Here is a 7,644-nt window from a genome sequence, read left to right on the forward strand (position 1 = left end):
AGAATAAAGAAGAGTTTTCACTTATTGAATCAATAGGCATAGCAAACCTGTCATCGGATCAGCTCAAGGATATGGTTGAAAAGTATTTTATTCATTAAATTAGTAGCCATCATTTCAGTAATAATTCTTATAATACTTGAACTATGAACACCTTTAAATCTATTGATGAGCTTTTGCGTGTACTTGAAAGAGAGAAACTTTTGTTGAAACAGATGTTTCAGAAAAGAGCTTCAACTTCCTTGAAATATGATTATGCACTCGAACTTACTGAATATAAAGAAGAAAGAATAAAATATCTTATTGACTACGGAATAATAAGAGATAGCGGAAATTTCCTTGAAATGGAGGATGTGTATCTTAAATTCTTCGAGGATGTTTTACAAGTCAATGAGAATATAAATGTTTCGTTTGTGGATGATTATCTGGGACGACTGAATGAGAATATTGATTATTATCTTAAAGAAGATAATGAGCAGCGGAAATATAATTATCACAAAGAAGTAAGAAGGTGTCTGAAAAATATTGCAATGATAACAGTGCGTAATGTAATAGACTTGAAACGCAACATTGACAATACTTACAAGAACGAACCAAACTATCGTGTAAAGCTCTCAAAATTGAAGAATCTTGATGAAAAACGTAAGAACATAGCACTTCTCATCAACAGGAGTGAAGATATAATAGACAACACTCAACCTGTCTTTTTCAGAGTTGCCATGGACACTCAAATGCGTATAGCGGTGAATGACGTGAAACTTCAGCTTAATGATTCCTATCATAATCTCATTGAGATAGAGAAGCAGATTATTCATTACCTGAATCTTATAGCTTATCAGAACAGGATATTCGAGAAAGTCCGCCGCTTGAAATACCTCCGTGACCAGTTCCTTTTAGACGAAAAAACTGATATACGTCAGGTTGTCAGTATGAGAAATCCTGTGTGGATGGAGCCTCAGACCAATTACAGAATAAAACTTTCGGTAGATAATCTGCGTACTTCTGCAGTGGCGTTGGAGATAATAAGAAAAATCATATCCAAAAGGAAGAACCTGGCTAAAGGTCCGAAGAATATGGCCGATGCTATACCTCAGGAATATATGAAAACAGAAGGTGAAGTTCTTGACCAGATAAACTTACAGGAAATTTATAATGCTTTCTCGGCATCAAGCAGTCACCTGTTTAAGTTTGTAATGAGCTATAATTATCATAAGAAACTGAGCACTGACGACAAAATCCTGTTTTTCTGCCAGATAGCGTCGCAGTATGCCGAAGGACTGAATTTCACCGACAAGTATGAAACAAGCCATAACGTGGAATATCCTTTGATATATTCCAGATGACTCCAAATAATTACCGATACTTCCCAATAATTACATAATCAGAATAAGCATGAAATATACAGAAGAAATATTCAATATATTGAGTAAGGGCGGATTTATTTCTGCAAACAGCGTTTCTCCTGCAATAAAACGGTATTATGATGCCATAGAAGAGGATTTGACCGATTATTACGAATATTATAAAGGCATTGGTTTTTATCTCGAAGGTGGTGACGGATATTATATGTTCACCCGCCAGGAGGCGAAAGTCGACCTTGAACGCAAGCTTGAAGCTGTTATGAAGTGGATAGACTACCTAAGTTTCCTTAAAACATATGATGCTACATTCGGTCCCGGGTTTAAGTTCCGTCCGGCAGACATAGAAGTTCAGATAAGTTGCCAGATTGAGCTGAAGGATAAGGCTTCCAAACTGTTTCAGGATAAGAAGAAATATAATGAGGTTGTGGAGAAACTTGTTTCAGAACTTGAAAAGGCAGGAATGATAGAACTCGAGAACGAACATGATAACACTTATAAAGTATTAACGGCATTTCACTATATGGAGGATTTGGTGGACTGCATAACAATATCGGAGGAAATGAACGATGAGATATCTCAATAAGGTAATATTTCTGAACAGCGCACATGTGCCGTATGCCGAAGTCAAGTTGGATGGCAATGTACATTTTATTGGTACCCAGGGAGTAGGTAAAAGTACCCTTTTACGTGCTGTCTTGTTTTTCTATAATGCAGATAAACTCAGATTGGGCATACCGAAAGAAAAGAAGAATTTTGATTCTTTCTATCTCCCTTTTGCCAACTCATATATAGTTTATGAAGTAATGCGCGAGAACGGTGCTTATACAGTAGTTGTAACGAAGTCGATGGGTAGGGCCGCCTTCCGGTTTATTGATGCGCCATACAGTAAGGAGTGGTTTGTTAACGGTAAAAATGAGGTTTCGGCCGACTGGAGTGTGATTCGTACAAGAGTGTCGGAATCGGGTGCAAGCGTGTCATCGCTGGTTACAGGCTATGATATGTTTCGTGATATAATATTCGGCAACAACAGAAAGCCGGATTTGCTTCAATTCCGTAAGTATGCCATTGTAGAGAGTTCACGATATCAGAATATACCGCATACAATTCAGAATGTATTCCTTAACTCAAAGCTTGATGCCGATTTTATAAAGGATACCATTATACAGTCAATGGATGATAATGAGTTTGTTGTTGATCTGAGTTATTACCGGAACCAGATAGAGACTTTCGAACAGGAATATTCTGATGTAATGTTGTGGATAAAGCAGGATAAGAATGGAGTGGTACCTGTAAGAAAACAGGCCGATGCGGTAATAAAGAATTACAGAATGCTTCTGCTTGTTGAAAAGCAGATTAAAAACGGAAGACAGCACCTCAATTATTCTGAAAGGGTGGCACGCCTGAAGCTCCCAGAACTGGAAGAACAGCTTCTGCTACTTAAAGAGGAAGCCGAACGGTTTACACGTTTACTTGGGGAAGAAAAATCCAAGTTTGACAGTGAACGCGACAAACTTTTAAAGTTAAGCGGCAGTATAGAATCTGACCTTAAGAAGATAAGGGAAAAACGTAAATATTATGAACAGGAACACATTGATGAGGTTATATCAAGAGTAAATAGAGAACCGGCACTGAAATACGAGCTGGAGTCTCTGAACAAAGTGTATAATGAACTCACTAGTACATACCGGGATGTAATAAGCAAATACTCTTTGATGGAACAGAGCATTGATGCCAATCTTGCAAGATTTGAGAATGAAATCAACAAAAGGGTATTATGTCTTGAAAACGAACTTGGTAAAAGAATTGCCGAATTGACAAAGAAAACCAACGGTCAGACAGATGAAGTACGCTCTGTTTATGAAGAGAAACTTAAAACACTTGCCGACAGCAAGGAGCAGCTTCTGGAAGAAATATCCAACCTGAAACAACAGAAAACGAGGGTTGAGTGTACAGCTCATTTCAAGGATGAAATACGTGACTGTGAGGAACGGTTGAGAAACATATCTTCCGAAGAAAAGGATACCGCCGTGAAAGTTGACCGTCTGAAATTGGAGTGCGACCGTCTCAGACAGAAGTCGGAAGCGGAAACTATGGCAGTTGAAAAAGAGTCTGACTCGAAAATAGATGAGATTTTACGCTGCAGAAAACAGTTGGACGCAGAAATAGAATCATTGGATGTGCTGATAAACAGCAGCAAAGGCTCTTTCTGCGAATGGCTCGACAAGAACAAGCCAGGATGGCAGGAAAGTATAGGTAAGATTGCCGATGAAAAACTTATACTCTACAATCAGAATCTTTCTCCCGAACTTTCAACCGATGAGGGAAGTTCTTTCTATGGTGTAAAAATTAATTTAGCTGAGGTACAGCGTGAGTTACGCTCACCGGAACAGCTTAAAGCTGAATTTAAGGCCAAATCTTCCGGAAGAGATGAATATACGAGAAAAATAAGCCTTCTGAATGAAGAAAAAACGAAGCGTACTGAAGAGATAAAGAATAAGTACAGAAAACAGATTTCAGCCATATCGGCTGAGAGGCATCTTATTGAAATTCAGTTACAGCAATATCCTCTTCAGATTAAGAATATAAAGGCGGAACAAGCTTCATGGGAACGTAAAGAATCTGAGTGGAAAAGAAACAGGCTCGATGAGATAGAAACACTTATAGGAGGCAAAGAAAAGGAAAGGCAAAAATGTTGTAATAATGAGGAACTTCTGAAACAGGAGAGAGAAAAGCGGATTCTTCAGATTTATGAGGAACAGAGAAAGGCGGAAAAGAAAGAACGCAGTGCTGTTGATATTGAGAAACATGCCGCACACAAGGAACTGTCCGACCGGCGTATGGATGCGGATAACAGGAAAAAAGAACTCCGCAAGTTGCAGAATGAGGAGTTGAACGGTAAGGGAGCTGACACATCGGTTATAAATTCCTATAAATCAAAAATTGATACAATAAAATCTGAGTTGGATTATATATCGCAAAAACAATCGTTTGTGTGGAATTATGAAAAAGACAAGAGAGAACTGTTTGACCATGAGCCGGAGTTGCGCGATAAAAAGAAGAACAATGAAATGCATCTGGATGAGCTTGCAGAAAAATATGCGTTGCGGAAAAACAAGCTCACCGGTCAGTATGAAAATGTAAAAAACAGTATAAACGAAAAGTCGGCCGAACGTGATGCCATTAAGAACGATCTTTGCGTTCTTGAGAATTTCCGCAAAGATGAAGGCTTCTGTCCTCCGGAGTCGTACACTCCCGAAGAACTTCCTACCAATAAACCTTGCGGTAAGATAGTGGAAGAGCTGAAAAGTCTGATAGTTTCTCTTGGCAAGGATACTGAAAATTTCAAAAAATCGGTAAATCTGTTTAACAGTAATTTTACAGAAAGAAATACCTTCAGCTTTCCTCAGTCATTGTCGTGTGATTCAGATTACATGGATTTCGCATCCAATTTATGTGAGTTTGTGGAAAACAATAAAATTACCGAATATCAGAACCGCATAAGTGAAAGATACGTAAACATAATAAGACGCATATCAAAGGAAACAGGAGAACTTACCCAAAGCGAAAGTCTTATTAATAAGACCATTAAAGACATAAATGACGATTTCATTAAGCGTAATTTTGCAGGAGTTATCCGCAGTATCGAACTCAGACCATTGCAGAGTAACGACAAACTTATGCAGCTTCTTATAGAAATAAAGAATTTCAATGATGAGAATACCTTCAACATGGGTGAAATGGACCTATTCTCGCAGGATTCGCGTGAGAACGTTAATCTCAAGGCTGTAAAATATCTTAATGCATTCAGCAAACTGCTGAAGGATGAGCCTTCCAGAAAGAATCTTGTCGTTTCTGACACCTTTAACCTGCAGTTCCGTATTATCGAAAATGATAATGACACAGGCTGGGTAGAGAAAATAGCGAATGTAGGTTCCGACGGCACAGACATACTGGTTAAAGCAATGGTAAACATCATGCTTATCAATGTCTTCAAGGAAAAAGTATCAAGAAAATTCGGGGATTTCAAGGTGCATTGTATGATGGATGAAATCGGTAAGTTGCATCCCAATAATGTGAAAGGCATACTTGAATTTGCCAATTGCCGCAACATATTACTTATCAACAGTTCGCCTACCACTTATAATGTTGAGGATTATAAATATACTTATCTGTTAAGCAAAGATGCGAAAAGCAATACACGGGTAGTGCCATTGCTTACACGAAAATAAAAATGACTTGTAACAATATGGAGATAAATAAAAAACGATTTACAATATCTGTAGCGAAAAAATTACTTTATATGCTTGAAGGAAGAACTCTTCCTTCAAGCTCACTTCCGCGATGGATAGTTGATGAATTAAGGATAGAGGGCCTTATAACCGGAATAACTAATGGCAGCAGAGTTTCCTATCGCCTTACAGATACTGTGGCATTCGGCAGATATATTTCAGATAATTATACATCTGGCACTTCTCTCGAAAGATGGATTGAAATCTTTTCTGGCGAAAACAAAGACCTGCAGCGCAGTATGCTTGTACAGGAAACCGGCGACTCCAAGACAGTAAAGCTTCGCACTTTCAGAGGTTTTCTTGTGAACTGTTACGAATCTGTTCATGCAAGAATAGGGAATAGTGAGTTTGTTATATCCCCTCCTGAAGGAAGTGCTGTTTTCATACAAAACCCAGATGAATTTTATATACCGACAGACGTGACAGTAGTGGGAGTGGAGAATGGTGAGAATTTTTGTCGTATACGGAGTCAGAAGCATCTGTTTGGAGATAAGAAAGTTCTGTTCGTTTCCAGATACCCCCAGTCGGCAGATTTACGGGAATGGCTTATCAAAATTCCTAATAGATATATACATTTTGGAGATTTTGATCTGGCAGGTATATGTATATATCAGTCAGAGTTTTATAAATTTCTGGGCGACAGAGCGAGTTTCCTTATTCCCGAAGATATTGAAGAAAGGTTGAAATCCGGAAATACGGGACTGTATGACACTCAATATCTTAGATATAAAAATCTGAAGATTATAGATTCACGTTTGAATGGGTTGGTTGAAATGATTCATCACTATTGTAGGGTGTATGAACAGGAAGGTTACATTGAAAATTGTACATACTAATTAAATTGCAAATCAATTTGGTTTCTAATAATTCTCTATATATTTCGCATCAATGATGCTGATTTTGTTCTGACTATATTGGGATCACATATCAGCCCGAATTACGAGTATTTTGTGTAGAAAGATATGAATGACTTCCGTTAGATTAAGTTTGCGGAGAGGTTTTTGCAGGTGCAGGAGTTCATCGGATATGCGAGACTTTTTGACTCTATCTGCAAAAATATCAAGAAAAGCATAGCAAACTCTATATCGTGGCGGTTACCTATCATTTACCTACAAGATGTGAGTTGTGTACCATTAGTAGGATTGATGCCTGTATATTTGGATATTCGCATACCAATATTAACGTGGGAATAGGGGTAACCAGAATATCTACTTATTATCAATCGCTCATGGTTGATTAGAGAATGATACAATACATTATTCTGTTCAAAAAGTAGTAGATTGGATACAGAATCATTATAGATTGTATAATCGCTGACTTCGATAGACAGTTTAAATAAACATTCTGTGTATCTCTCATACGAGGATGTATTTTTTTATCATGGGATTCAAACGATTAATAGTTTTTGCATTTATGATATATAATGGAAAGCACTCCAAGCAATATCACATATAAGTATTCTGCTGTCCAATATACAGACAGGGATGTGCTGAAATTGCTTATCGTCCATAAATAAATCTGGTAGGCTATAATGGTTACAGCTTGGAAAATGAAAGTTGTACGTGTGGCACCTGTCCCTGTGACAGCATTCATATATACATAACCAGGTAAGGCAAAAGCATAATTCAATAGGGCTACTGTAAATGGCAGCTGTGCTATTTGCACCAGGCTTTCATTATTCGAATAAATATTGAAAAGTGGATTGAAACAGATTATAGAAAGGATAATAAGTGGAAATCCCACAGCATATCCCAAACGGATAACCCGGTTACATAACGGGAAAATCTGATTCTTTTGTCCTGCTCCCAATAGATTACTTATCAATGAGCCAGTAGTTGCTGCCAATGAATTGACAATAACAAAAAACAAGGTGGATATGCTGCGTATGACATTTGTCGCTGCCAGTTCCAACTCGCCCAAATGCTCAATGGCTACGAAGAAAGCAAACCATGAGGCTACACCAATAAACGGATTGAACATGCTCCAGATAGATACAC

5 protein-coding genes and 1 pseudogene are annotated in these 7,644 nt (G+C 37.9%); 4 read left to right on the forward strand and 2 right to left on the reverse strand.

Annotated features, from left to right (window positions below; genetic code table 11):
* The first annotated feature begins 143 nt into the window (after nucleotides 1-143).
* Genes Q0486_RS03265 through Q0486_RS03280 form a run of 4 tightly spaced genes read left to right on the forward strand, consistent with a single transcriptional unit; the run spans nucleotide 144 to nucleotide 6,483 of the window.
* Nucleotides 144-1,340: a hypothetical protein gene (locus tag Q0486_RS03265; protein ID WP_270244186.1), complete on the forward strand. Its 1,197-nt coding sequence runs from the start codon at nucleotides 144-146 to the stop codon at nucleotides 1,338-1,340.
* A gap of 49 nt (nucleotides 1,341-1,389) precedes the next feature.
* On the forward strand, nucleotides 1,390-1,941 hold the full coding sequence (locus Q0486_RS03270; RefSeq protein ID WP_235327567.1) for a hypothetical protein: 552 nt from the start codon (nucleotides 1,390-1,392) through the stop codon (nucleotides 1,939-1,941).
* Entirely contained in the window at nucleotides 1,925-5,587 is a 3,663-nt protein-coding gene (locus tag Q0486_RS03275; RefSeq protein ID WP_299230278.1) for an ATP-binding protein, read from the forward strand. The genes Q0486_RS03270 and Q0486_RS03275 overlap by 17 nt, the downstream gene beginning before the upstream one ends.
* A 17-nt stretch (nucleotides 5,588-5,604) precedes the next feature.
* Complete coding sequence (locus Q0486_RS03280; protein WP_270244196.1) at nucleotides 5,605-6,483, forward strand: hypothetical protein; 879 nt, start codon at nucleotides 5,605-5,607, stop codon at nucleotides 6,481-6,483.
* A gap of 368 nt (nucleotides 6,484-6,851) precedes the next feature.
* Here the strand turns inward: Q0486_RS03280 and Q0486_RS03285 are convergent.
* Nucleotides 6,852-7,006: pseudogene (locus tag Q0486_RS03285) on the reverse strand (antibiotic acetyltransferase); the annotation flags it as partial.
* Between the two features lie 36 nt (nucleotides 7,007-7,042).
* A partial coding sequence (locus tag Q0486_RS03290; protein ID WP_299230279.1) for an MATE family efflux transporter occupies nucleotides 7,043-7,644 on the reverse strand: 602 nt, incomplete at its 5' end.

Origin of the sequence: uncultured Bacteroides sp. (genome assembly GCF_937912035.1) — a bacterium.
GTDB lineage: Bacteria > Bacteroidota > Bacteroidia > Bacteroidales > Bacteroidaceae > Phocaeicola.

Coding starts and splice junctions, on each gene's coding strand:
- Q0486_RS03280 (WP_270244196.1), top strand. CDS start 5,605: ATGGAGATAAATAAAAAACGATTTACAATATCTGTAGCGAAAAAATTA.
- Q0486_RS03270 (WP_235327567.1), top strand. CDS start 1,390: ATGAAATATACAGAAGAAATATTCAATATATTGAGTAAGGGCGGATTT.
- Q0486_RS03265 (WP_270244186.1), top strand. CDS start 144: ATGAACACCTTTAAATCTATTGATGAGCTTTTGCGTGTACTTGAAAGA.
- Q0486_RS03275 (WP_299230278.1), top strand. CDS start 1,925: ATGAGATATCTCAATAAGGTAATATTTCTGAACAGCGCACATGTGCCG.